The sequence below is a fragment of the Pseudomonas caspiana genome (genome assembly GCF_002158995.1).
GTDB lineage: Bacteria > Pseudomonadota > Gammaproteobacteria > Pseudomonadales > Pseudomonadaceae > Aquipseudomonas > Aquipseudomonas caspiana.
The window spans coordinates 27,389-49,877 of record NZ_LOHF01000026.1 but is presented as its reverse complement, the minus strand read 5'-3'; the positions used below and the strand labels follow the sequence as shown (position 1 = coordinate 49,877).

Sequence of the window (22,489 nt, the reverse complement as noted above, 5' to 3'; positions counted from 1 at the left end):
GAGGTGAAAGAAGTGACTGCCAGCAATCGTCTTGAAACATTATTTCCCGCCCTTGAGCAAATTCCCGAGCAGTATCGTCCGGACAAGGCCATCGAACAGCGCGAGTATCTGGTCAACGGTACATTGCAGCTGTGGCAGGGGCCGTTGGCGCCGGTGCGTAGTCCGGTGTGCCTCAAGGCTGCTGACGGCATCCAGTCGGTGATTCTGGGCAGCACGCCTTTAATGGATTCAGCGACCGCAATGACAGCGCTGGAAGCGGCAGTTCAGGCTTATGACCGAGGGCAGGGCGCCTGGCCGACGATGCGCGTCGTTGAGCGTATTCAGCATGTCGAGGCATTTCTGAAGCGTATGCGCGAGCAGCGCGATGCAGTGGTCAAGCTGCTGATGTGGGAAATCGGCAAGAACCTCAAAGATTCCGAGAAAGAGTTTGATCGCACCTGCGACTACATTGTCGACACCATCAATGCGCTCAAGGAGCTGGATCGCCGTTCAAGTCGCTTCGAACTGGAGCAGGATACGCTTGGCCAGATTCGCCGGGTTCCACTAGGCGTGACTCTGTGCATGGGCCCCTACAATTACCCGCTGAACGAAACCTTCACCACGCTCATTCCGGCTCTGATCATGGGTAATACCGTGGTGTTCAAGCCTGCCAAGTTTGGCGTGTTGCTGATTCGGCCATTGCTGGAAGCGTTCCGGGACAGTTTCCCTGCGGGCGTCATCAATGTCATCTATGGCAGTGGTCGGGAGACGGTCAGTGCCTTGATGGCCAGTGGCAAGGTGGATGTGTTTGCGTTTATCGGGACCAATAAGGCGGCCAGTGATCTCAAGAAGCTGCACCCTAAACCACATCGCCTGCGCGCTGCTTTGGGTCTGGATGCGAAGAATCCAGGCATCGTGTTGCCGGATGTTGATCTGGATAATGCGGTCAGTGAGTCGGTAACGGGCTCGCTATCTTTCAATGGCCAGCGCTGCACAGCGCTCAAGATCCTTTTTGTGCATGAAAGTGTGGTCGATAGCTTTCTGGATAAGTTCCAGCAAAAGCTTTCCCAGTTGAAAGCGGGTATGCCTTGGGAGCCTGGGGTTTCACTGACTCCACTGCCCGAGCCGGGCAAGACCGATTACCTGAAGGGGTTGGTTGACGACGCCGTAAGCAAAGGTGCGCGCGTCGTCAATGAGGGAGGGGGTGAGGTCAACGAAACGTTTTTCTATCCGGCGGTGTTGTATCCGGTGACCTCGGCAATGCGGGTTTACCACGAGGAGCAGTTCGGTCCGGTGGTGCCTGTTGTGGCTTACCGTGATCTGGAGTCGGTGATCGATTACGTACTGGATTCTGACTTCGGCCAACAACTGAGCATCTTCGGCAACGACTCGGGGCAGGTCGGACGGCTGGTCGATGCGTTTGCCAATCAGGTGGGGCGCATTAATATCAATGCGCAGTGTCAGCGTGGACCGGATCAATTCCCTTTCAACGGTCGCAAGAATTCGGCCGAAGGAACTCTGTCGGTTCACGACGCACTTCGGGTTTTCTCAATCCGTACGCTGGTCGCAACCAAGTTTCAGGACGCTAACAAAGCGCTGATCAGCGATATCATTCGTAATCGGGAATCCAGCTTCCTGACGACTGATTATATTTTCTGACGGTCCTGCAATGATTTGTCAGGCTGACTATGCCGATGCATCGCAGCCTGACGCAAGGGTTGTTAGTGGTTAATCAGTCCTCACTTAAGTCGTTATGCGAAAAAGATTTGGTCGAGTGATTCGCTGATTCACTCGATGCTGTAAAGTGTCCGGCGTTTTGATTAGGCGACGTGCTGATCCGGCACTTGTAGGAATATAACGGTGCGTTGGGCTCGTTGATGTGCCATGGTTGCGGGCGTTGAAATTTGTTTGACGACAACCTCTTCAAATGGCAGGCAATGCCCTCAGTTGTGGGTATTTCGCGCATCTTTCGGCTCTGCCAAAACAATGCGCTGAGCAACGCTTGTTACGGTCGCGAAGATTTACGGGTACATCTTTCACGTTCAATAAATGCCGTTTATTTTCATGTGTATCAGCGGTGTTGCAGCAATCGCGCGCGCTCGAAAGAACAATTCATCAGGTGCAAAAGGTTGGATCCAATAAGTAGCAGGCACTGCTTATCGGAGCTGATTACTGACCGCATGGCATTAGCGTGATTCGCTTATCTCCAGAAATATCCGCATTAGCAGGCGTGCCAGTCGAGCTGTTTTTGCTACTTTTATTTGTGTTCAGCGCTGGTCAGAGGGTGAGGAGCTCTTGCGATGATTATTGATGACGGGGATGTCTTTGATCAGTTGCTCGCCAACTGCGATCATGAACCCATCCAGATTCCGGGGGCTATTCAGCCTCATGGCGTGCTGGTGGTGGTCAACGAGTCAACCTGGATCGTGCAGCAGCTCAGCGCCAATGCTGAAGCGCTTTTTGGCCGTCCCGCATCAGAGCTGGCGGGTAAGGATCTGGAAACTGTATTGGGTACGGCTGAGGCTCAGCATATTCGCAGCGCTTCGAACGCCAGCTCGCTGGATGAGATCAACCCCTTCTCGTTGAGTTATGGCGGTGCTCTGTTGGACTGCGCAGTGCATCGCCACGATGGATTGCTGATGCTGGAGATCGAAAATCCCGGCGAACTGCCTTCGGCCAGCGTGCAGCAACTGGATCGCGGCCTGGCTCGGACCTTGCGCCGCTTGCAGGGCGCGAAGTCTCTTGCAGAACTCTACGAGATAAGTGTCCGTGAAATTCAGGCATTGACGGGCTATGACCGAGTGTTGATTTATCGGTTTGAGGAAGAGGGGCACGGTCAAGTAATTGCCGAAGCTTCCAGCCCGGGAATGGACATTTATAACGGGCTATTTTTTCCAGCTTCCGATATCCCGAGTCAGGCACGAGAGCTATACCGCCTCAACTGGCTACGGATCATCCCCGACGCCCGCTATATGCCGGTACCGCTGGTTCCGTTACTGCGCCCGGACACCTTAATGCCGCTGGACATGACGCATTCGCTGCTGCGTAGCGTCTCGCCGATTCATTGCCAATACATGAAGAACATGGGCGTGCTGTCTTCCATGAGTATCTCGTTACTCAAGGGCGATCGCCTTTGGGGCCTGATCAGTTGTGGTAATCGTCAGCCCCTGCTGGTGCCGCATGGATTACGGGCGTCTTGCCAGACCATCGGCCAGGTGCTGTCGATGCAGATCAGCGCGCTGGAGGAGGCCGAGGTTGTCCATCAGCGCAAGAAAAAAGAGGCGTTGCTTACTGAGCTTGCAGATACGATGCGACGCGCAACAGATCAGGATGTATTGGAGGCGTTGGCGCAACGTCCTGAGTGTCTGATGACGCTGACTGACGCATCGGGAGTCGCGTTGCTGGTAGAAGAGCGCTTGCACACGTGGGGTAACTGCCCGAACGATGAACAAATACAGGCTCTTTATGGCTGGGTTAAGCAGCAACCTGCGGGTATTTATGAGTCGTCCAGTCTGAGTGAGGTCTTTCCTGGGGCTCGCGAATATCAGGACGTTGCCAGCGGGTTGCTGAGTTTTACTCTGCCCAAGCCGGTGGACAATGCTGTGCTGTGGTTTCGTCCTGAGGCCAAAGAAAGTGTCAACTGGAGTGGTGACCCCAGCAAGCCCATGGAGCTTTCGGACACCGGGGCCGGTAGCCGGCTCGAGCCGCGCAAGTCCTTTGAAATCTGGAAGGAACAGGTTGATGGCAAGGCGCATCGCTGGAGCAGCGGTGACCTGTTTGCTGCAGCCGATTTGCGGCGCTCAGCGCTGGAAACCGATCTTGCCCGGCAGGTGTTGCGCGAGCAGGAAGCAGTTCGCGCGCGGGATGATCTGGTGGCGGTTGTCTCCCATGACCTGCGTAGCCCAATGACGGTTATTGTCATGCAGTGCGGCATGATGCAGCGGTTGATAGGGGCTGATAGCGGCCCCTCATCCAAACGTGTCAATTCAGCAATCGACACGATGCAACGTGCAACGACGCGGATGACGAACCTGTTGGAGGATTTGCTGGATACGTCGAAGATCGAGGCCGGTCGCTATTCCATCACGGCGCAACCGATGGATGTCAGCCAGATTTTTGAGGAGAGTTACTCTCTTCTCGCGCCCTTGGCGCTTAATAAATTTGTCGAGGTGAGCTTTGTCTCTGAACCCGAGTTGCACATTTCGGCCGACCCGGAGCGTTTGTTCCAGGTGCTGTCCAATCTGGTTGGCAACGCCATCAAGTTCACCCCAAAGGAAGGCAGTGTTACGGTCAAGGCTGTAAAAGATGGCGGCTATGCCAGGTTCAGTGTGACTGATACGGGAGCGGGCATCGCCCCGACGCACATCCCCCATGTCTTCGAGCGTTACTGGCGAATTCGGCAAGGCAACCCCAGTGGTACTGGCTTGGGGCTTTACATTTCGATGGGCATCATCAAGGCCCATGGCGGTGATCTTTGGGTGAGCAGCGAGTTAGGGCGGGGCAGCGAATTCACCTTTACTGTGCCGTTGCTTACGCATTAAGCGTGTCCACTTGTCTGATGCCGACAATGTGGGTGATCAGCAGGAGTCGACATGGGTGATGAGCCCAAAGGTTAGGAGTCGCCATCATGATTTCACGTGCACCTGAACAGTTGTTTTTCGATGAGGACCGAGAAATTCCCAACAGTCGGTTGCCTGTTCTGGTGTACCGGGATGTCTCGTTCGAAAACGCTGATACGGCAGCCGGGTTCGAGCGACTTTTCACCGGCAATCACTGGCCAGCTGTTTGGCGCGATGTAATTTTTGATTTTCACCATTACCACTCTACTGCCCATGAAGTGCTTGGCGTAGCCAGCGGCGCTGCGCGCGTCAAACTGGGGGGCGAGATGGGGCAGGAAATCACGGTGGCATCCGGCGATGTGCTGGTACTCCCGGCGGGTACCGGTCACTGCTGCGTGGAGCAAAGCGATGACTTTCTGGTAGTGGGCGCCTATCCCTCCAACCAGAGCCAGTACGATATTCAGCGCGCTGATCATGTTGAATTGAAAGCTGCCAAACTGCGGATTGCAGAGGTCCCTTTGCCAGTGGCCGACCCACTCACCGGGGCAAGCGGAGCGCTAATGCGAATCTGGACTTGAGTGTCCCGTTCGGACTGGCCAGTCAGTTAATTTCGTAATTAACCCCGGCATTGTTTGGATAACCGGGGCTGCTTCTATATTCTTCCTCGTATCCGCTATTCAGGGACATCGGATGCGCAGTCATTCGCTATCTGAACAGGCACCTGTTTTCTGCCATGCCAAGGAAACCAGATGAGTACCGTCAGCACGCCACTCTCCGGCGTCAATCAGCCACTCAAGGGTATCGCCCTCATTGTCCTGGCGACGTTCCTGTTTTCAAGTCACGACACCATTTCCAAGTATCTGTCCGGTTTTTACCCGGTCTTCATGGTGGTCTGGATACGTTACGTGGTGCATACACTGTTGATGGCCGGGATCTTCATGCCGTCAGCCGGGTTGCGGGTACTGCGCACCAAACGCCTGAAGCTGCAGATAATGAGGGCGCTCTGCTTACTGGGCACCAGCTTATTGTTTACGACAGGGTTGATGTATATCCCGCTGGCTGAGGCAACCGCCGTCAACTTTCTTGCGCCACTGCTGATCACTGCTTTGTCGGTACCGCTGCTTGGGGAGCACGTCACGCGAAAACAATGGGCGGCAGTGTTGGTGGGATTTGCGGGTGTGCTGATCATCGTGCATCCCGGTGGCGAGCTGTTTACTCCTGCCAGCTTGCTGCCACTGGGGTCTGCGACGTTATTTGCGTCTTACCAGCTGCTCACTCGAATGGTCAGCGCGCATGACAGCCCGACTACCAGCAACTTCTTCGCAGGTCTATTCAACACCCTGGTGATGACGGCGCTATTGCCCTTTTTCTGGACAGTTCCGGAACTCAAGCATTTGCCATTCATGCTGGCATTGGGGGCGTGCGGGATGGTCGCTCACTTGCTGTTGACTCAGGCCTTTCGCTTTGCAGCACCTGCCATGCTGGCGCCGTTCAGTTACTGCCAAATCGTGTTTGCAGGCCTGTTAGGCTATCTCGTATTTGGCCACGCGCCTTCATTGACGGCGCAGTTAGGTATTGCCGTGATCTGCTTGAGCGGGCTGGCGGCCGCCTGGCAGCAACGAACCAAGGCTTGATGGATTCCGGGTTTATCGAGATCGATTGGTTGCAATGCCTTGATATAAAACATCGTGCCCCCATTGAACTCGTAGCGCTTTTGAAAAAGAGCACATTTTTATCCCTGCGAATGCAACTGGAGAATCGCTATGTATCCTGATGTACAGCTGTTCATCGACGGTCAATGGCGTGCAGGCCAAGATGGTCGCACCCAGCCCGTTATCGATCCTGCTACCGGCCAGCAACTGGGTACTGTTGCGCATGCCAGTATTTCTGATCTCGATGAAGCGCTGACCGCAGCCGAGCGTGGCTTTGATGTGTGGCGCAAGACTTCGGCTTACGATCGCTACAAGACGATGCAGAAAGCCGCGCAGTTGTTACGCGAGCGTGCTGATCTGATAGCCCGGATCTTGACTCAGGAGCAGGGCAAGCCACTGGCTGAAGCTCGAGCTGAAGTGTTGTCAGGTGCTGATGTCATCGAGTGGCTGGCTGAAGAAGGCCGTCGTAGTTATGGTCGTATCGTCCCCTCTCGCGGCGCCAATGTAGAGCAGAAAGTCGTCAAGGAACCGGTCGGTCCGGTTGCGGCGTTCACGCCTTGGAACTTCCCGATCAACCAGATTGTGCGCAAGCTTTCATCGGCCCTGGCAGCAGGTTGCTCGATCATCATCAAAGCGCCTGAAGAAACGCCTGCATCGCCTGCAGAGCTGATTCGCGCATTCGCCGACGCGGGCGTCCCGGCTGGTGTCATTGGTCTGGTGTACGGTGACCCGGCAGAAATTTCCTCGTACCTGATCCCACACCCTGTCATCCGCAAAGTGACCTTCACCGGATCCACTCCGGTTGGCAAGCAGTTGGCGGCGTTGGCCGGGCAGCACATGAAGCGTGCAACCATGGAGTTAGGTGGGCACGCCCCTGCGCTGGTTTTTGACGATGCAGACATCGATCTTGCTGCACGTGTGCTGACAGCCGCCAAGTACCGCAATGCCGGTCAGGTTTGTGTATCGCCGACCCGTATTCTGGTGCAGCGCGGCGTGTTCGATGCGTTTCTGGAGAAGTTCGTCGGTCTGACCCGCGAAATCAAGGTTGGTAACGGTCTGGACTCCACCGTGACCATGGGGCCGGTCGCTAACGACCGACGCATTCCGGCACTGGCCGCGTTGGTGAGCGATGCCACTACCGCCGGTGCGACGCTGAACGCAGGCGGTCGAGCTATCGACGGCCCGGGCTATTTCTTCGAGCCCACTGTGCTCAGCGGTTTGACCCGTGAAATGCGCATCATGAACGAGGAGCCTTTTGGCCCCGTCGCGTTGCTGGTGCCATTCGACACAGTGGAAGAGGCGATAGCCGAGTCCAATCGAGTGCCATTCGGTCTGGCTTCTTATGCCTTCACCACATCGATGAAGACGGCTCATGCGCTGAGTACTTACATTGAAGCGGGTATGCTTTCAATCAACCATCAGGGCATCGGTTTGCCGGAGGTGCCGTTCGGCGGCATCAAGGATTCCGGTTATGGTTCCGAAGGTGGCACCGAGGCGATCGAGGCCTACCTGAATACCAAGCTGGTCACTCAGTTCAACCTCTAATCACTTAGCACCCGCAACAAAAAGGCCGCCAACTTATTCAATAGTTGGCGGCCTTTTTATTTGGGATGTGCTCAGTGGGTCATTCGTTGGCTTGCAGGCCTTGTTGCTTCATCACCAGATTCTTTTCTTTCTTGTACTGCAGAGCAACGGCTGGCGGCGGGTTGCTTTTACCTGTCTCCATCCACTGGCGGATGCGGCTGGCATCCGCAAAGTGCGTATATTTTCCGAATGCATCGAGGATCACCATCGCGACAGGGCGGTTAGCCATGCTGGTCAGTAGCACCAGGCAGTGTCCAGCCTGATTGGTAAAGCCAGTCTTGGTCAGCTTGATATCCCAGTTGGATTTACGGACCAAATGGTCGGTGTTGCTGAAGCCCAGGCTATAAGTGGGCTTTCGGAAGGTTACGGTTTTTTCCGCAGTGGTGCTTAGCTCGCTGAGGGCTGGATACTTACGGGATGCAAGCAGCAGTTTGGTCAGATCGCGAGCGGTAGAAACGTTGTAAATCGACAGACCCGTGGGTTCTACATACACCGTATGTTTCATGCCCAGCGCCTTGGCCTTGGCGTTCATTGCCAGAATAAACGCCGCATAACCGCCTGGATAACTGTGCGCCAGACTTGCCGCTGCGCGGTTCTCGGATGACATCAGGGTGATGAGCAGCATTTCCCGGCGGGGCAGTTCGCTCCCCAGCTTGACCCGGGAAAACACGCCTTTCATTTCCGGCGTCTGGGAAATATTGACCGGAATGACCTCATCCATGGACTGCTTGGCGTCCAATACCACCATCGCTGTCATCAGCTTGGTAACAGAGGCGATCGGGACGATTACATCCGGATTGCTTGAATACAAAACCTTATCGGTTTGCAGGTCGACAACCATTGCGCTGCCCGACGCCAAATGAAGAAGCGAAGGGTCACGATTAAGTGGGGCGGGGTCGTTCGCGTAGGCACTGGTGGAAAGTGCCGGGCCTGTAAGTGCAAATAAAAGGCCCAAAATTGGAAGACGAATTTTCAAGAACGCGGCTCACTGGAAATGGAGTGGGGTTACCACACAGAGGGATAGAAACTCGCCGCCATTTTAGGAGTACGCCATCACCACTGTCGATGGGTGTTGTAAGACCTTTCACTAATAAAAGTAAGATTTAACTTTGCTTTGGGCGGCTGAAACATTGCCCATCGTGACAATAGTCGTGGTATCCGGCGCTCGCACCGATTAGCATCCCATGCCATTGATTGCAGCCGACAAAGACCGAAGGAGTCGCGTGATGCCCAAAGGGTTTATCAGCAAGGATTACGTTGTTTTAGTGATAGTTGCCGGTGTAATAGCCGTTCTGTTGATGGGTGCAGGTTTTTTCTCGCGGCCAGCGGACTGGGCAGGCTGGGTTCAAGCAACGGGCTTGATCATCGGAATGATGGTCGCCGTTGCAGTTCCAGGTATTCAGCGCAGCCAGGAGGCGGCAGTGCAGCATAAGGCGATGCGCGAAGGCCAGATTGGTTACGCCAGGCGCATGCAATACCTGTGTGGTGAACTTAGCGAATTGCTGGGCAAAATCAGCCTGAGCCTTAATCACCTGCGTGCGACTGATCGGCACCGCTTGAAATATGACCTGCAGGACTATCTGCACCGTCTGTTTGAATCCCACAAGCAGGACCTGAATGACGATCGTATCGTCATCGCTTATGAGTTGCGTCAGGTTGCCAGCGACTTGATCGATGAACTGGAAAGTGGTCGTTCGGATCGGGTGGTGTTCATGAGCTTCGAGAAGCGTCTGCAGAAACTGACGCATCGTTGCCAGGTCAATGCGGCTATGGCCGAGCGTCTCTGATTTGCTCAGGCGATAAATCGTACGCAAAAAAAGCCCGCATCAGGGGACTAATGCGGGCAAGAGGGTGTGCGGAGCAACGCACGATTCAGGGAGCTGAAACGATGTGGGCCATCAGCCTTTCGTAAGGCTACTGGCGATGTCTGTGGGGTGGTCAGCCGTTCAACTGACCCGCTTCGAAGAGGTCGGAACGTGCCTTGGCAGCATTCAAGGATGCAAACGGGCCGCTGACTGGCTCGCCGTTGTGCATCAGGTACCAGCAAGCCAGCAAACCTTGCGCCCTTAGGGGTTGGGGGACCGCGCTGCCTACTACCGACATGATTTTGAGTGTATTCATAAGTGCCTCCATCAATCTATGGGGCTACTCTACGGGCTCATGAGACACAGCAGAAATCAACGCTCTCGATAGTGGACATTGATGAACAGGGGAGCGCATGCAAATCGACAAATGAGGGTCAGTCTACGACTTGATCCAGCATAGTGATGACTTCCTCGTCAGACAGCACACCTTTCTCGACCAGATTCTGGGCCAGCAGTGCAACAAACTTGGCGGCCCGGTGGCCTTCCAGACTCTTGAGTTCAGTCAACGCGCTATAGACTTTATTAGAGGTACAGAGTCCAACGGTTCGATGTGGGTTCTGCGTTGGCATATTGAATTCCTTATTATTCTGAGTAACCAGGGCCATTGCGTTGAGGCGGGCCCCATTTGACCCGCAGGTCGAGAGTTGACTGTTAGCAGGCTATCGTCTTTTTCAAACCAATCTTGAGTCTTGATGTTGGGGATAGTTAATCGACAGGTGAAAAAAAGCCCCGCCGGTAAGGCAGGGCTGATTATTAATAATTACCAGCGGCCGCGATCGTAATAGCCGCGAGGTGGGCCGTAGTAACCCGGTGGTGGGCCGTAATAGCCACGTGGCGGACCATAGACACGCACTGGCGGTGGCGAAACAACCTGATAAACCGGCTGATAGTAGACCGGCTGCGGCGGCGCCTGAACATAGACTGGCTGCTGCACATACACGGGTTGCTGTTCGACATAGACCGTTCTGTCGCGACCGGACGAAACCGCCGCGCCAACAACACCACCCACAATTGCACCCACAACAGCAGGGCCTGCCCAGCCACCACCGCCACCATGAGCGTTTGCCTGGCCGGCCATGGCCAGAGCAGCTAACAACAAGGCAACCTTGGGGATTTGACGAATCATGACTGTTCCTCGACTTTCAACCCGTTGTCGCGAGCCTGCATTACTCTCAAGCACTGCCACGGGATAACTCTTCAGACAGCGCTTTGCGGAAAAACTGCGAAGCCGCTAAGTAAATTTTGTGTAAGGTAGATTTTGTATCAGGTGCAGGGCGAGTTTCATCACGCCGTATTGCGGTGCTAATAGTACGCCTTCCATTGAAGCTTTTACCAATACCGTTCAGGAGAAACCAACATGCCCATGAGCCCTGACAAGGAAACCATTCTGTGCATGTCGCTCGCTGCAAGGCCGGGTAACTTCGGTGTACGTTTCCATAACCATCTGTATCAGCAGTTAGCGCTCAACTATTACTACAAAGCTTTCAGCCCTTCGGACCTGCCAGCCGCCATAGCAGGAATGCGATCATTGGGCATTCGGGGTTGTGCTGTATCCATGCCGTTCAAGGAAGCAAGCATTCCTCTGATTGACGAAATGGATCCCTCTGCGGCCGCCATTGCGTCGATCAACACCATCGTCAATACCGCAGGCCATTTGAAGGCCTACAACACCGATTACATCGCTGTCGCCCAGTTGATGGGCAGCCGGGCTGTTCCACGGACTGCATTTGCCGTGCGCGGCAGCGGCGGCATGGCTAAGGCTGTTGCTTTCGCCATGCGTGATTCAGGTTTTACCGATGGGTTGATTATCGCCCGTAATGAACGCACAGGCCGCGCATTGGCGCAGTCTTGTGGTATGCGCTGGCAGGCGGAGCTGGATAAAGAACGGCCGCCGCTACTCGTCAATGTCACCCCGCTGGGCATGACCGGAGATCAGGCTGACGAGTTGGCATTCAGTCTGGATGCTATCGAGGCGGCAGACACCGTATTCGACGTCGTCGCCAGTCCAGCAAATACGCCGCTGATTGAGGCGGCCCGGGCTCGCAATAAGCGCATCATCAGTGGCGACGAGGTGGCAGCGATCCAGGCACTGGAGCAATTCGTGTTGTACACCGGCATACGTCCGAGCGCAGAGCAGTTTCAGCAGGCAGCTACGTTTGCCCGGGCAGGATGAGACCGGTATTCCGCCCCTGTTGATCGATGATCTGCCAGCGACTACTCGAGTTTGGACAGGCGCTCTTCGAGTGCGGCGATGCGGGCTTCAAGTTCGTCCATGCGCTCCGCCGACGCTGCACTCCCAGACGATGAGCGTTCGGGCTGGCTTTGCCGGGTCGCGATGATTTCCTCCAGGTCATCCGCATTGCCTAGCGTATGCATATAGCGATCTTCACGCTGGCCTGACTGGCGGGGCAATAGAATCGCCAGGCCTCTGGCGATTAGCCGCTCCAGTTGATGAATCACCTGCTCGGTGTCTTCAAAGTCATGCATCCGATTGCTACGGGTCAGCAATTCGTTGACTGTTTGCGGTCCGCGTAGCAACAGAAGGCCGGTCAGGATGACTTGCGCAGGCACTAATTCCAGCGTTTTTTCGACGCGCTGTTCCCAGCGATCAGCGCGGCTACCCATGACCAGGCGAACCAGGCCGCGGCCTTCAAGTGCACGCAGGCTTTGGCCAACCGCACCGGGGTTGAGGTTCATTACCGGGTCGCGGCTGGTTTTCTGATTGCATGCGGTGACCAGCGCGTTGAGTGTCAGCGGATACGTTTCCGGACTGGTGGCCTGCTTTTCGATCAGGCAGCCTAAAATGCGTACTTCAGTGCTGCCAAGGTTCAACGCATCGGGTTGTTCTGAGGGACTGCTTGAGGACTGTTCTGTTGACATGGCTCTTTCCGTAGGCGATGGCGGGCGCCCAGACTAGGGCGTGCCGAACAATATTTCCAGCAGCAACCATCAGGCGCTGCGTGAGATGTGAAAACAGCCAGCGTGGTTAGCTGCACGTGCCTATAATCAGGCACTTTCTTTTAAGGACCTGTCATGACCATTTCCCTGTACTCCGCTTCCGTTCCGGTTTTCCAGCAAATGCTTAACGCGTTGAGTCAGATCCTGACCAAGGCTGAAGCTCATGCCACAGAGAAAAATATCCAGCCTGAAGCCTTGCTACAGGCACGTCTGTATCCGGATATGCTGAATTTTACTCGTCAGGTCCAGATCGCCGTGGACTTCGCCAAGGGCGCATCAGCGCGTCTGGCTCAGGTTGAGATGCCGAAGTATGACGACACTGAAACCAGCTTTGCGGAGTTGCAGGCCCTGTTGGCCAAGACTCTGGCCTTCATCGGCAGCATCAAGCCAGAGCAGATCGACGGCAACGAAGAAATTGAAATCATCCTTCGCCCGGGTACCCCTAAAGAAAAGCGTTTTACCGGTCAGACCTACCTGTTGAGCTACAGCTTGCCGCAGTTCTTCTTCCATGTGACTACCGCATACGACCTGCTGCGTCACAATGGCATCGAAATCGGCAAGCGTGACTTCATGGGCACTGTCTAAGGCGCTGGATAAGCTCTCGCGTGCCTAAGCTGCGTCGGTAAACAGCTTCTGTCGGGCACCTTCGGTAATCGCAACGATGCCAGGGTGCTTGACCTTGCGCTCCACTGAAATGGCGTAAAACGACTCGGTCACGGCATCTGTCTGGCCGAGTAGCCGCACACCGTACTGCGCCTGTACTTCATCGGCGATCACGCTCGGCGCGACGAATATCCCGCTGCCCGATTTGCCGAAAGCCTTCATCAGCGCACTGTCATCAAACTCCCCGACGATCCGCGGCTGGATTTTCAACTCTGCAAACCAGCGCATCAGTCGACTGCGCACCACGGTTTCCTGTCCGGGAATCAGTAGAGGCGCGCCCTGCATGCCGAAGGGGAAATCCTGTCCATAGCGTTCGAAAAGCTCTGCTGTAGCAAAAAAACTGATCCCGCATTCGCCGAGCTTCTGGCTATAGCCCTTGATGTCGAGGTGTGAAGGCATCGGGCTGTCGGAGATCACCAGATCCAGCCGCTGAATCGCCAGGTCGGCCAATAGACGTTCAAGCTTGTCTTCGCGGCAGGTAATGCGAATGGGCTCGCTTAGCTCCATGGTCGGTGCGATAAGCCTGTAAACGATGGACTTGGGCACCACGTCAGCGACGCCCACGCGGAACAGTATCTGCTGCTCATCGGGTTGCGCTCGCAGCACGGACTCCAGCTCGTTGCCAAGCTGGAACATCTGTTCGGCGTAGGGCAGGGTGACGCGTCCGGCTTCAGTAAGCTCCAGCTGCCTACCGACACGTTGAAACAGATCAACCCCCAGCGACTGCTCCAGCAGGCTGATCTGGCCGCTGATGGTCTGAGCGGTGAGGTTTAACTGGTCGCACGCGCGCACGATGCTGCCAGTCTTGGCGACTACCCAAAAATAATGCAGCTGTCGGTAGTTGAGCATGAAAAGGTCTCAGTTCGGTTTTGCCGAAGTATACAGCTTAAAAATACGAATTTTCCTGATAGTCAGACCTCTCTAGAATGCTGGCCTATCGCCGGAGCATCACATTTAGCCGGTTAAATTTTCGAGGCTCTAGATGATCAAACCCTTTTATGCTGTATTACTGGCCTTGCCGCTCATTGTTCTGACCGGTTGCGACCAGATTGAAACATCCAGCAAACAACTGCTGAGCACTGCTGCTGATTCTGCCAAGCAGGCTATCGACGATACTCACAAGGCCGCAACGCAAGCGCTGGACGATGCCAAACAGGATCTATCCATGGCGCAGCCCGAAGCTGAGAAGAAAGACGACGAAAGCAAGCAAGAAATCTGACCTTAATACTGACTGAATCAGGGCAATACACATGGAATACCTGTTAGAACTCGCTTCAAGTCCTGCAGCCTGGATCGCCTTGGCCACCCTGGTGGTCATGGAGGTCGTACTGGGCATCGATAACCTGATTTTCATTTCAATCCTGACCAATAAGCTACCGGCCCATCAGCAGCAGAAAGCCCGTCGCCTGGGTATCGGTATGGCGCTGTTCCTGCGTCTGGGCTTGCTCAGCACCGTTGCCTGGATCGTGCAACTCACTGAGCCGGTCATCGAGATTCTGGGGCAGGTGTTCTCCTGGAAAGACATGATCCTGATCGCCGGTGGTCTGTTCCTGGTCTGGAAGGCTACGACCGAGATTCACCATAGCGTCGATATCAAGACCGAAGAAGAGAAGAAGCTGGACTCCACCATCACCCTCAGCATGGGTGCGGCGATCAGTCAGATTCTGGTCCTCGACCTGGTGTTCTCCATCGACAGCATTATTACCGCTGTAGGTATGACTGAGCACTTGCCGATCATGATCATCGCCGTGGTATCTGCTGTGATTGTGATGTTGGTGGCTGCTGAGCCTTTGGCCAAGTTCATCAATGAAAACCCGAGCGTAGTGATGTTGGCGCTGGGCTTCCTGATCATGATCGGTATGACGTTGATCGCGGAAGGCTTTGGTGCTCACGTACCGAAAGGCTACATCTATGCGGCGATGGCTTTCTCGGCTTTGATTGAAGTGCTGAACATGTGGGCACGCAGGGCTAAGATCAAAAGAGAATCAGCCGCTCAGGCATCCAAGGCTTGATAGTCAATGATTGTGAGTGAAAGCTCACACGTAATCTGACAAGCAAGCGGCCGTTATGGATAACCTCCATACCGGCCGTTTTCAGTTACGAGTGCTCAGTTGAAATCTCAATGGGCCGGCGCGTGTCGGCGGCTTTTGATCGGCTTCATTGGTTTCGGCGGCGCAGGTTCTACGCTGCGATGGTGATGATGACGACGAGAAATACGCATCACACCCCAGAGCATGGCGGTAGCAACGGCCAGCCATGCGGCGATCAGCATCACGATTGTCATTTCCAGGCTCATACGTCCTCCACGGACCCTTCTTTTCATTTGCGGTCCTGATAATCGACAGTCTAGTACCTGGCATGTTTCCGTTAGTTGACCAATGGTCGAACAGTCATGACCGATTTGATCTATGCACGGCTGCAGACTGTACATTGAGGCTATACCCCGTGCCTGGTGCGTCCTATTATCGTTGTCCGAGCCGGGCCGCGGGTTGTCCGGCGTTTTTTGAAGTGAGTAAAAATGTCGCCGGTATTTTTCTTTTCCCGTGTCGCTGGCTTGAAGCGGTTGGGAGTACTCGCAGCGGTTTTTCTGGCTCTCGGGGGCTGTGCTTCGGCTTTGAGCCCTGAAATCAAACGTCTGCCTGACCGTGTCGAACTGAATAATGTGCCGTTTTTTCGCGGCAACGCTTACCAAAGCGGACCGGGCGCGCTGGCGAGTATGTTGTCTTATCAACGGGTGCAAATAACCCCGGGGTTGCTGGATAAGTCTCTTCAGTTGCCAGGCGGTGAGGCACGACTTGAGCAGAGCATGCAGCAAGTGGCGCGACAGTATGGTTTTCTGGTTTACCCCCTGGATGATGGGCTGCAGTCGCTACTGACGCAGGTCTCGGCGGGGTATCCGGTAATGCTGCGTTTCGCCGAAGGCACGGTATTCACGGAGCCACGTTACGGCGTTCTGGTGGGCTATAACCGCAACAAGCAGACCGTATTGCTTCACGCAGGCATGAATCGACATTTGCTGATGAGCTTCAGCAGCTTCAGCTCCGCGTGGGAAAAGGCCGGTAGTTGGGCGGTGCTGATTCAGAACCCGCGTCAATTACCTGCCAATCTTGATGAGCAGCGCTGGTCGAAGGCAGCAAATGATCTGGCTCAAGCAGGGCAAGAGCAGGCCGCCGGCGAAGCGCTCAAAACCCTGAAAGCACAATAGTCCGATAAAGCGGCGCCAGACCAGGTGCCGCTCCCTTGGGCAGCCGTTGCAATTAAAAGCCGTACTTGTCTCTAAGGCTGTAGTACCAAGCGCCTAACGCTGTAAGGGGAGTGCGCAACAACTGTCCACCGGGAAAAGGGTAGTGTGGCAGGCCGGCAAATGCGTCGAAGCGTTCGGCTTGACCTCGCAAGGCTTCAGCAAGCACTTTGCCGGCCAGATGTGTGTATGTCACACCATGACCGCTGCAGCCCTGCGAGTAATAGATGTTGTCACCCAGACGACCGACCTGAGGTAAGCGCGACAAGGTCAGCAGGAAGTTGCCGGTCCACGCGTAATCAATCTTTACGTTCTTGAGTTGCGGGAAAGCCTTGAGCATTTTGGGACGAATGATTGCTTCGATATTCGCCGGGTCGCGTGCACCATAAACAACGCCGCCACCGAAGATCAGGCGCTTGTCGGCTGAGAGTCGATAATAGTCCAGCAAATAATTGCAGTCCTCAACGCAGTAATCCTGAGGCAGTAGCGTGCTGGCCAGCTCCTCACTCAACGGCTCAGTGGTGATTACCTGAGTGCCGCAAGGCATGGATTTAGCGGCCAGCTCCGGCACCAGATTACCCAGATAGGCATTGCCGGCCACGATCACAAAGCGCGCTTTAACCCTGCCGGATTCCGTGTGCACAACAGGATGGGCGCTACGCTCGATCCGCACGGCTGCCGACTGTTCATAAATGACGCCGCCTAGCGATTCCACCGCGGCCGCTTCGCCCAGCGCCAGGTTCAATGGGTGAATATGTCCGCCGCTCATGTCGAGCATGCCGCCGATGTACTGCTCGGATGCGATCATTTCACCGATGCGACGCTTGTCGAGCAGCTCAAGTTGCGTATGGCCATAGCGTTCCCACAAACGTTTCTGCGCTTCCAGGTGCCCCATTTGCTTGTCGGTGATGGCAGCGAACACACCACCGTCCTTCAAGTCGCACTGAATCTGGTATTTCGCGATACGTTCGCGAATGATCGCACCGCCTTCGAACGCCATCTGCCCGAGTAGCTGTGCCTGTTCAGGACCAACCGAGCGTTCAATGACATCAATATCGCGGCTGTAGCTGTTGACGATCTGGCCGCCGTTGCGCCCGGAAGCACCGAAGCCGACTTTGGCGGCTTCCAGGACTGTGACTTTGAATCCGTGTTCAAGCAAAAACAGGGCGCTCGACAGGCCTGTGTAGCCCGCACCAATGATACAAACGTCAGTTTCCACATCACCCTGTAACTGCGGGCGCTCCGGTACTGGATTCGCCGAAGCCGCGTAGTAGGACTGCGGGTAAGGAGTGTTCGCCATCCTTCAACCTCCGTTTAATATTTTTTACGAATGGCTCGATCCTACCCGAGATCAAAAATCTCCACCAGCTAGTGACGAAACTAAGAGGTAAAACAGAGAAGGCAAAAAAATTCGCATATTCATGGAGTTAGCGCGAAAAAAGGTGTTGACACACATTCGAATATCCGTAGAATGCCGACCCACAGCAGGCGCGTAGCTCAGTTGGTTAGAGCACCACCTTGACATGGTGGGGGTCGCTGGTTCGAGTCCAGTCGCGCCTACCAAACAAAATCCGGTCCTGCTGCCGGTACAGAAGGGTCTACAGAGATGTAGACCCTTTTTCTTTGCCCGTTTGAAAAATGGATTTGCAAAACTTTTGCAAAACTTTTGCAAAACCCCCACTCAGAACGCCAATTCTGCACACACCTCGACGTACTCGATTTTCTTCTCGTCATGTCCCTCCTGATAATGCCGCGTCATCTTCTCGTCCGCATGCCCCAGCAGTGCTTGGATGTACTCTTGCGGGAATTTCTGTTGCTCGTAAAGCCAAGCACCTAATGCGCGGATCTCGTGAAAAGTGGGGCGCTCACCGGCCGGCACATGGTCGTAAGCATGCGCAGCATCCCTGGCTTTGCTGAACTCTTTAGTTAGGTAGTCCGGCGTGACCGAAGTCCAATGATCCTTCGCTTCGATCAAGTCCCGGCGGCGAGCCTTGGGCTTGTAATGAATCAAGTAGGGTGAGGCGATCGGGGAGCGCAAGCACTCGCCGACAACTTCGCGCAGGGCCGCGCCCATTTTGATCTTCAGGTGAATAGGGTTGTCATACCCTTGGGTCTTCCCGGGCGATACCGTCAGAGTGTTCTGCTCCATGTCGGCCGCCGACTTTAACCAGGTGACGATATCCTCGCGTCGCTGCAGGCTGGCCAGTGCCAACCGAATAGCGCGCTTTAGCCAGGGCGGCGTGGTTACGGCGCCGATAATCAGCTTCAGGCCATCATGGGTGTGTCGCTGACGCTTCTTCTCCGCCTCCTTCTTCACGAGGGTCAGCTCTGCGTTGTTGCGCTCAGCCAACCCCTTGGCGACTGCAAAGGCGAAAATCTGAATCCAAAGCCCGCGGTGTTTCGTATAGGCGTTGTTGCTGAAATTGTCGAGGTAATCGGCCATGGCCAGCACATCCAGTTGGCCGATCAGGCGATCACCCAGATCAAGCCGGTAACGCTCGAGTTTGAATTCGATTTCCTCCAGTGTGCGTGCGGCATAATCTTTTTCGATCAGCCATTCATCTGCGAAGCGCTTCAGAAGGTTGCTCACGGTTGGGAGCCGGTCACCTGTGAGCAGCGTGAGCAGGGCGCCATCGTCAACTACCAGCGCCGCGAGCTTTAGGTTGGCGGCCTTTGCCAGCTTGATTGCTTCCTCCAAAGGCCTATTGATGCTGGTCATGACGCCAGTGATGGGGTTTCTGTACCGCCAGTACTTCCCGTTAGGGTAAAGGTTCGGCGGCAGCTTCCTGTTTTGCAGGGTTCGCGGCCGTGCTGCCATCAGGCCGTCTCCAGCATCTGAGCGAGCAGCGGGTCATTTGTCCCCATCACCGCGGCCTGCAGGTCGACGAAGTACATCCCGCCTTTTACCTCTCCTATCACTTCGCCTTCCTCGATCCATTTCTTGAGCTGTTGCAAGCTGGGCTTTCCCCCGGCATAACGCAGCTTCCTGTATTCGCCTGCCTCCATGAGGCGCGGCAATTTCACCGTAATCTGGGCAATGACTTTTGCCATGGTGTACTGCTCCACGCCGCCCTATGGCGGCAGAAGGGGTTAAAGGTCGGCGTGTTTCGCCAGCTCAATCTTTCGGCGTTCCAGCTGAGATGCGCGCTCTACCAAATCTTTCTGCTGCTTTGCCAAGCGATCACGTGCCCACAGAACTGCGCGCGTCTTGCAGCCGTGGAGCTCGGGGTTTGAGTAGCGTCTGCCTGTGGCTGTAACGTGCTTGCCATCTGATCCAGAGGCAGAACCGACGAGCTCGACTTTATGCGGCTCGTAATCCTTGGTCAGTGCCCAGGCGTAGAAGGGATAGGATTGTGTAGGCATAGCGAATCCTCGGCCGCCAATCACCGGCAGGCTTGAAGTAGCAGTAGGGGGATTTCACCGGCCGTCACTAATAGCGACGTGCACCGGTGAAATGTTTGTGATGAGAGGTAAAGCAAGCTTCACTAAAGAATGGAGGCCGCTAATGGAATGCTGGCAGCCGGTGAAGATGATCAGGGAGTAATGATGAGCACCACACAGGAAGGCATCTACTGCCACACACTCGTGGCGGTATTCTGCGCGGCATTCAGGTTGGGTTTCGATCCATATGCCTTGGCGTTGCAGGCAAAGATGGAATTGCTCGGTGATGGAGAAAGCGAAGATAGCTCCAATCTCATCACCTGGGATGCTGACCGGGTAATAAACGAGTCGCTTTTGGTGGCACGACTTCGATGCCGCTAGCCGTACAAGCTCGTTCAACTGGGGATATCCCATGCACGAGCTGGCTTTGTGGTTTGTCTTGATACTGTTCTTCGCCGCGCTAATCGTCGCGACCTTGATCGTCTTGATCTTTGGTGACCATTAGACGGCTGAGCATGTTTGCAGATGGTATTCGGTGATGGTGTGCGCCGGGCTGTCGCGAATGCCCAGGCGGTCGGCGATGGTTAGGCGCAGGCTGATAGAGCCAGTAGGTCGTCGGCACCGGACGTCAGTCCGGCGTGTAACTCGACTTTTTGACCTGCAAGCATTCCTGCAATTTGGGCGTCCAGATCGAGCTCAATCTCTCTGGCCTTTTTGGGTTTGCCGATTTGTTGATTGGAAAGGAATTCCGCGATCAATGTCTTGTGCTTAGCCTCGACAGCCACAAGGTGGCGACCTGAGCAGTCTTGTTCAAGCAATTGGTCTTCCTCACCTCGAGGAACAAGATCCTGCAGCTTCCTATGAACCGCACCTACCCACGCTATGGCGAAATGGTCACCTGCCGTTGCCGGTGAGTAGGCACTGCGATACCGCCCGGCACGTATTCCGGTGATGTATTCCTTACGAGCCTGTATGAGCTTTGTGAGCAGTGTCTCGTACGCATAGAGGGCGATATGTTGAGAAGGGCTCACGCCGACGAATGTTGCGCGCTCTACTCGACGTCCCTTGAGCTTGCACCAGTGCTTGTAGCGCAACGCCTGGCAGTTGAAGACCTGCGCGACCAGTACGCTCAAGTTCTGGTCCCAGACCGGTCTCCTTAAAGTTCGCGACATGGATGACTCGACCTCTCCCACATCGCTCAGCTTTACGTCAGTTTCAGTTAGCTGATATGCACGCATCAGCCCCTGTGCCTGGCGCATTGCGGTTGCGGCTTCGTTCTCGTTGGGACTTTGAGCAAGCGCCAAGCAGTGCTTGATTTTGCGAATGGCCCGCTCGAGCTTCTTCTGGTCAATCGGTTGTTCGGACATAGATCATCCTCGCCGGTGTGGCGTGATTCGTTGAAGTGGGGTATTGGTATTGCCTGGTAATTGGCTAGGGAAGCAAATATGGGAAAGGTAACGAAGACGTTCAAATTCACCGTGGTGAATGACAACCAACAAAAATTTCCATGTAAAAAATGCAGCATCGAGACTAACCATAAGGTTGTGGCGTGCTACAGCGAACGCGGTTCAGAAGACTGCGGTGGAGGCCACAGCGTCGACTGGTCCGAAGATCACCAAATAATTCAGTGCCAAGGATGTGAAGAGATATCCTTTCGGACGTGCTCAACTAATTCTGAAGACTATGACCATGACTACGATACACAGGAGAGATTTTATGTGGAGTCAGTGACCTACTATCCTGGTCGCGTTATAGGCTCCAAGGTTATCGATCACTGGCTATTACCCTCCGGCATAGGAGAGATATATAAAGAGTCTCGCACAGCTGTTGAGAACGAATTATTTATTATTGCTGGCATAGCAATCAGGGCCCTTCTTGAGTCGATTTGCACCGACGTCAAAGCTAAAGGGCGCAACCTCTCATTAAAAATTGACGATCTTCACCAAAAGTCTTTGGTTACTAAAGAAGGCGTCGAAACTCTTCATAAAATCAGATTGCTTGGAAATCGTGCTGCGCATGACGCTCTTGCTCACTCAAAAGATCAACTTCTCTTGGCTCTCGAGGTGATAGAGCACATATTAATAGGAACATATTTAATTCCTGAAAGAGCTAAAAGAGTGTTTAAAAATCTTGACGCGAAGCAAGGGCTTCCACCGCCGCAGCTTGCTGCGATCATCCCGTGATTTTTCGGAATAACCGTTATAGCCACGACGTTTAAGGCGCAGCGCACTGCCGGTCTAAGCTCATATCTCAACCCACGAGGGGTCCGACATGACGGACAAGCACGCAATGGAACTGAAGCAGGCGCTCGTAGCTGTATTCGCAACAGCAGCGAGCATGGGTATCGATATCGACGAGCTGTCAGAGCAGGCGGCGAGTGATCTGGACGAAGAGGAGGCGGGGTGGTTCGATCAGTTCAAGCCAGGTGCGGTGCATGAGATTCGGTGCTGCCGCGACTTGGTGAAGGGGGATCTTGCTGGCGCGTAGATTTGCTCGAGTGCGGCGTGATTCGTTGAAGTGGCGACTAGTGCTGGCTTGACACGGAGACGGCAACAGAGCTTTAGATTGATAAGGATTCTATTGGCCCTTTGTCTTCCTCCCTGTTGC

General features: G+C 54.7%; 26 protein-coding genes and 1 tRNA gene. 15 read left to right on the top strand and 12 right to left on the bottom strand.

Annotation, left to right across the window (positions count from 1 at the left end; genetic code table 11):
* Positions 1 to 12: 12 nt before the first annotated feature.
* The 5 genes from AUC60_RS23395 to AUC60_RS23375 all read left to right on the top strand — a co-directional run bounded on the left by AUC60_RS23395 (position 13) and on the right by AUC60_RS23375 (position 7,735).
* Positions 13 to 1,638 (top strand): NADP-dependent glyceraldehyde-3-phosphate dehydrogenase, encoded by a 1,626-nt coding sequence (locus AUC60_RS23395; RefSeq protein WP_087273407.1) that lies wholly within the window; start codon positions 13 to 15, stop codon positions 1,636 to 1,638.
* Between the two features lie 641 nt (positions 1,639 to 2,279).
* On the top strand, positions 2,280 to 4,520 hold the full coding sequence (locus AUC60_RS23390) for an ATP-binding protein (RefSeq protein WP_087273333.1): 2,241 nt from the start codon (positions 2,280 to 2,282) through the stop codon (positions 4,518 to 4,520).
* Between the two features lie 86 nt (positions 4,521 to 4,606).
* A complete protein-coding gene (locus AUC60_RS23385; RefSeq protein ID WP_087273331.1) occupies positions 4,607 to 5,116 on the top strand; it encodes a cupin domain-containing protein in 510 nt (169 codons plus the stop codon).
* 171 nt (positions 5,117 to 5,287) lie between these two features.
* The gene (locus AUC60_RS23380) at positions 5,288 to 6,172 is read left to right on the top strand and encodes a DMT family transporter (RefSeq protein WP_087273329.1); all 885 of its coding nucleotides are present in this window, start codon (positions 5,288 to 5,290) and stop codon (positions 6,170 to 6,172) included.
* 129 nt (positions 6,173 to 6,301) lie between these two features.
* Positions 6,302 to 7,735 (top strand): NAD-dependent succinate-semialdehyde dehydrogenase, encoded by a 1,434-nt coding sequence (locus AUC60_RS23375; RefSeq protein ID WP_087273328.1) that lies wholly within the window; start codon positions 6,302 to 6,304, stop codon positions 7,733 to 7,735.
* Positions 7,736 to 7,814: 79 nt separating this feature from the next.
* On the opposite strand, the gene pbpG is transcribed toward AUC60_RS23375, so the two are convergent.
* Entirely contained in the window at positions 7,815 to 8,750 is a 936-nt protein-coding gene (pbpG, locus tag AUC60_RS23370) for a D-alanyl-D-alanine endopeptidase (protein WP_087273326.1), read from the bottom strand.
* Between the two features lie 250 nt (positions 8,751 to 9,000).
* On the opposite strand from pbpG, the gene AUC60_RS23365 reads away from it, so the two are divergent.
* Positions 9,001 to 9,561, top strand: coding sequence for a hypothetical protein (locus AUC60_RS23365; RefSeq protein ID WP_087273324.1), 561 nt, complete (start codon positions 9,001 to 9,003; stop codon positions 9,559 to 9,561).
* A 151-nt stretch (positions 9,562 to 9,712) separates the two neighbouring features.
* Here AUC60_RS23365 and AUC60_RS23360 read toward each other — a convergent pair whose 3' ends face one another.
* The 3 genes from AUC60_RS23360 to AUC60_RS23350 all read right to left on the bottom strand — a co-directional run bounded on the left by AUC60_RS23360 (position 9,713) and on the right by AUC60_RS23350 (position 10,765).
* Positions 9,713 to 9,895: a hypothetical protein gene (locus AUC60_RS23360; RefSeq protein ID WP_087273322.1), complete on the bottom strand. Its 183-nt coding sequence runs from the start codon at positions 9,893 to 9,895 to the stop codon at positions 9,713 to 9,715.
* A gap of 118 nt (positions 9,896 to 10,013) precedes the next feature.
* The gene (locus AUC60_RS23355) at positions 10,014 to 10,208 is read right to left on the bottom strand and encodes a hypothetical protein (protein ID WP_087273320.1); all 195 of its coding nucleotides are present in this window, start codon (positions 10,206 to 10,208) and stop codon (positions 10,014 to 10,016) included.
* Between the two features lie 191 nt (positions 10,209 to 10,399).
* Positions 10,400 to 10,765 carry a hypothetical protein gene (locus AUC60_RS23350; RefSeq protein ID WP_087273318.1) on the bottom strand — a complete coding sequence of 122 codons (366 nt, stop codon included), beginning with the start codon at positions 10,763 to 10,765 and terminating at the stop codon, positions 10,400 to 10,402.
* Positions 10,766 to 10,996: 231 nt separating this feature from the next.
* Here AUC60_RS23350 and AUC60_RS23345 point away from each other — a divergent pair, with 231 nt between their 5' ends.
* Positions 10,997 to 11,812, top strand: a complete 816-nt coding sequence (locus tag AUC60_RS23345) for a shikimate 5-dehydrogenase (protein WP_087273316.1) — start codon at positions 10,997 to 10,999, stop codon at positions 11,810 to 11,812.
* Between the two features lie 41 nt (positions 11,813 to 11,853).
* Here AUC60_RS23345 and AUC60_RS23340 read toward each other — a convergent pair whose 3' ends face one another.
* Positions 11,854 to 12,519 carry a YceH family protein gene (locus AUC60_RS23340; protein ID WP_087273314.1) on the bottom strand — a complete coding sequence of 222 codons (666 nt, stop codon included), beginning with the start codon at positions 12,517 to 12,519 and terminating at the stop codon, positions 11,854 to 11,856.
* A 153-nt stretch (positions 12,520 to 12,672) separates the two neighbouring features.
* Between AUC60_RS23340 and AUC60_RS23335 the strand changes: the two genes are divergently transcribed.
* A complete protein-coding gene (locus AUC60_RS23335; RefSeq protein ID WP_087273312.1) occupies positions 12,673 to 13,182 on the top strand; it encodes a DUF1993 domain-containing protein in 510 nt (169 codons plus the stop codon).
* 24 nt (positions 13,183 to 13,206) lie between these two features.
* Here AUC60_RS23335 and nhaR read toward each other — a convergent pair whose 3' ends face one another.
* On the bottom strand, positions 13,207 to 14,109 hold the full coding sequence (nhaR, locus tag AUC60_RS23330) for a transcriptional activator NhaR (protein ID WP_087273310.1): 903 nt from the start codon (positions 14,107 to 14,109) through the stop codon (positions 13,207 to 13,209).
* A 133-nt stretch (positions 14,110 to 14,242) separates the two neighbouring features.
* Here nhaR and AUC60_RS23325 point away from each other — a divergent pair, with 133 nt between their 5' ends.
* Entirely contained in the window at positions 14,243 to 14,479 is a 237-nt protein-coding gene (locus AUC60_RS23325; protein WP_087273309.1) for a hypothetical protein, read from the top strand.
* A 31-nt stretch (positions 14,480 to 14,510) separates the two neighbouring features.
* Positions 14,511 to 15,272 (top strand): TerC family protein, encoded by a 762-nt coding sequence (locus tag AUC60_RS23320; RefSeq protein ID WP_087273307.1) that lies wholly within the window; start codon positions 14,511 to 14,513, stop codon positions 15,270 to 15,272.
* A 107-nt stretch (positions 15,273 to 15,379) separates the two neighbouring features.
* On the opposite strand, the gene AUC60_RS27985 is transcribed toward AUC60_RS23320, so the two are convergent.
* Positions 15,380 to 15,556, bottom strand: coding sequence for a hypothetical protein (locus AUC60_RS27985; protein ID WP_167384392.1), 177 nt, complete (start codon positions 15,554 to 15,556; stop codon positions 15,380 to 15,382).
* 222 nt (positions 15,557 to 15,778) lie between these two features.
* Between AUC60_RS27985 and AUC60_RS23315 the strand changes: the two genes are divergently transcribed.
* The gene (locus AUC60_RS23315) at positions 15,779 to 16,465 is read left to right on the top strand and encodes a hypothetical protein (protein WP_087273305.1); all 687 of its coding nucleotides are present in this window, start codon (positions 15,779 to 15,781) and stop codon (positions 16,463 to 16,465) included.
* A 52-nt stretch (positions 16,466 to 16,517) separates the two neighbouring features.
* Here the strand turns inward: AUC60_RS23315 and AUC60_RS23310 are convergent, their stop codons facing one another.
* Positions 16,518 to 17,801: an NAD(P)/FAD-dependent oxidoreductase gene (locus tag AUC60_RS23310; protein ID WP_087273303.1), complete on the bottom strand. Its 1,284-nt coding sequence runs from the start codon at positions 17,799 to 17,801 to the stop codon at positions 16,518 to 16,520.
* Positions 17,802 to 17,987: 186 nt separating this feature from the next.
* Here AUC60_RS23310 and AUC60_RS23305 point away from each other — a divergent pair.
* Positions 17,988 to 18,064: transfer RNA gene (locus AUC60_RS23305), tRNA-Val, on the top strand.
* A 118-nt stretch (positions 18,065 to 18,182) separates the two neighbouring features.
* Here AUC60_RS23305 and AUC60_RS23300 read toward each other — a convergent pair.
* From AUC60_RS23300 to AUC60_RS23290, 3 genes are read right to left on the bottom strand one after another with little or no spacing between them, the layout of a single operon-like run.
* Entirely contained in the window at positions 18,183 to 19,319 is a 1,137-nt protein-coding gene (locus AUC60_RS23300) for a tyrosine-type recombinase/integrase (RefSeq protein ID WP_087273301.1), read from the bottom strand.
* Positions 19,319 to 19,552, bottom strand: coding sequence for a hypothetical protein (locus AUC60_RS23295; RefSeq protein WP_087273299.1), 234 nt, complete (start codon positions 19,550 to 19,552; stop codon positions 19,319 to 19,321). The genes AUC60_RS23300 and AUC60_RS23295 overlap by 1 nt, the downstream gene beginning before the upstream one ends.
* Before the next feature lie 39 nt (positions 19,553 to 19,591).
* Positions 19,592 to 19,864 carry a hypothetical protein gene (locus AUC60_RS23290; RefSeq protein WP_087273297.1) on the bottom strand — a complete coding sequence of 91 codons (273 nt, stop codon included), beginning with the start codon at positions 19,862 to 19,864 and terminating at the stop codon, positions 19,592 to 19,594.
* Between the two features lie 147 nt (positions 19,865 to 20,011).
* On the opposite strand from AUC60_RS23290, the gene AUC60_RS23285 reads away from it, so the two are divergent.
* The gene (locus tag AUC60_RS23285; protein WP_238599629.1) at positions 20,012 to 20,263 is read left to right on the top strand and encodes a hypothetical protein; all 252 of its coding nucleotides are present in this window, start codon (positions 20,012 to 20,014) and stop codon (positions 20,261 to 20,263) included.
* A 203-nt stretch (positions 20,264 to 20,466) separates the two neighbouring features.
* Here the strand turns inward: AUC60_RS23285 and AUC60_RS23280 are convergent, their stop codons facing one another.
* On the bottom strand, positions 20,467 to 21,249 hold the full coding sequence (locus tag AUC60_RS23280) for a DUF2786 domain-containing protein (RefSeq protein ID WP_087273296.1): 783 nt from the start codon (positions 21,247 to 21,249) through the stop codon (positions 20,467 to 20,469).
* Positions 21,250 to 21,327: 78 nt separating this feature from the next.
* Here AUC60_RS23280 and AUC60_RS23275 point away from each other — a divergent pair, with 78 nt between their 5' ends.
* Together AUC60_RS23275 and AUC60_RS23270 are read left to right on the top strand one after the other, a co-directional pair.
* Positions 21,328 to 22,065, top strand: a complete 738-nt coding sequence (locus AUC60_RS23275; protein WP_087273294.1) for a DUF4145 domain-containing protein — start codon at positions 21,328 to 21,330, stop codon at positions 22,063 to 22,065.
* A gap of 88 nt (positions 22,066 to 22,153) precedes the next feature.
* A complete protein-coding gene (locus tag AUC60_RS23270) occupies positions 22,154 to 22,369 on the top strand; it encodes an RNA-binding protein (RefSeq protein WP_087273292.1) in 216 nt (71 codons plus the stop codon).
* Positions 22,370 to 22,489 lie beyond the last annotated feature (120 nt).

Coding starts and splice junctions, on each gene's coding strand:
- AUC60_RS23390 (WP_087273333.1), top strand. CDS start 2,280: ATGATTATTGATGACGGGGATGTCTTTGATCAGTTGCTCGCCAACTGC.
- AUC60_RS23385 (WP_087273331.1), top strand. CDS start 4,607: ATGATTTCACGTGCACCTGAACAGTTGTTTTTCGATGAGGACCGAGAA.
- AUC60_RS23380 (WP_087273329.1), top strand. CDS start 5,288: ATGAGTACCGTCAGCACGCCACTCTCCGGCGTCAATCAGCCACTCAAG.
- AUC60_RS23375 (WP_087273328.1), top strand. CDS start 6,302: ATGTATCCTGATGTACAGCTGTTCATCGACGGTCAATGGCGTGCAGGC.
- AUC60_RS23365 (WP_087273324.1), top strand. CDS start 9,001: ATGCCCAAAGGGTTTATCAGCAAGGATTACGTTGTTTTAGTGATAGTT.
- AUC60_RS23360 (WP_087273322.1), bottom strand. CDS start 9,895: ATGAATACACTCAAAATCATGTCGGTAGTAGGCAGCGCGGTCCCCCAA.
- AUC60_RS23355 (WP_087273320.1), bottom strand. CDS start 10,208: ATGCCAACGCAGAACCCACATCGAACCGTTGGACTCTGTACCTCTAAT.
- AUC60_RS23350 (WP_087273318.1), bottom strand. CDS start 10,765: ATGATTCGTCAAATCCCCAAGGTTGCCTTGTTGTTAGCTGCTCTGGCC.
- AUC60_RS23345 (WP_087273316.1), top strand. CDS start 10,997: ATGCCCATGAGCCCTGACAAGGAAACCATTCTGTGCATGTCGCTCGCT.
- AUC60_RS23340 (WP_087273314.1), bottom strand. CDS start 12,519: ATGTCAACAGAACAGTCCTCAAGCAGTCCCTCAGAACAACCCGATGCG.
- AUC60_RS23335 (WP_087273312.1), top strand. CDS start 12,673: ATGACCATTTCCCTGTACTCCGCTTCCGTTCCGGTTTTCCAGCAAATG.
- nhaR (WP_087273310.1), bottom strand. CDS start 14,109: ATGCTCAACTACCGACAGCTGCATTATTTTTGGGTAGTCGCCAAGACT.
- AUC60_RS23325 (WP_087273309.1), top strand. CDS start 14,243: ATGATCAAACCCTTTTATGCTGTATTACTGGCCTTGCCGCTCATTGTT.
- AUC60_RS23320 (WP_087273307.1), top strand. CDS start 14,511: ATGGAATACCTGTTAGAACTCGCTTCAAGTCCTGCAGCCTGGATCGCC.
- AUC60_RS27985 (WP_167384392.1), bottom strand. CDS start 15,556: ATGAGCCTGGAAATGACAATCGTGATGCTGATCGCCGCATGGCTGGCC.
- AUC60_RS23315 (WP_087273305.1), top strand. CDS start 15,779: ATGTCGCCGGTATTTTTCTTTTCCCGTGTCGCTGGCTTGAAGCGGTTG.
- AUC60_RS23310 (WP_087273303.1), bottom strand. CDS start 17,801: ATGGCGAACACTCCTTACCCGCAGTCCTACTACGCGGCTTCGGCGAAT.
- AUC60_RS23300 (WP_087273301.1), bottom strand. CDS start 19,319: ATGGCAGCACGGCCGCGAACCCTGCAAAACAGGAAGCTGCCGCCGAAC.
- AUC60_RS23295 (WP_087273299.1), bottom strand. CDS start 19,552: ATGGCAAAAGTCATTGCCCAGATTACGGTGAAATTGCCGCGCCTCATG.
- AUC60_RS23290 (WP_087273297.1), bottom strand. CDS start 19,864: ATGCCTACACAATCCTATCCCTTCTACGCCTGGGCACTGACCAAGGAT.
- AUC60_RS23285 (WP_238599629.1), top strand. CDS start 20,012: ATGCTGGCAGCCGGTGAAGATGATCAGGGAGTAATGATGAGCACCACA.
- AUC60_RS23280 (WP_087273296.1), bottom strand. CDS start 21,249: ATGTCCGAACAACCGATTGACCAGAAGAAGCTCGAGCGGGCCATTCGC.
- AUC60_RS23275 (WP_087273294.1), top strand. CDS start 21,328: ATGGGAAAGGTAACGAAGACGTTCAAATTCACCGTGGTGAATGACAAC.
- AUC60_RS23270 (WP_087273292.1), top strand. CDS start 22,154: ATGACGGACAAGCACGCAATGGAACTGAAGCAGGCGCTCGTAGCTGTA.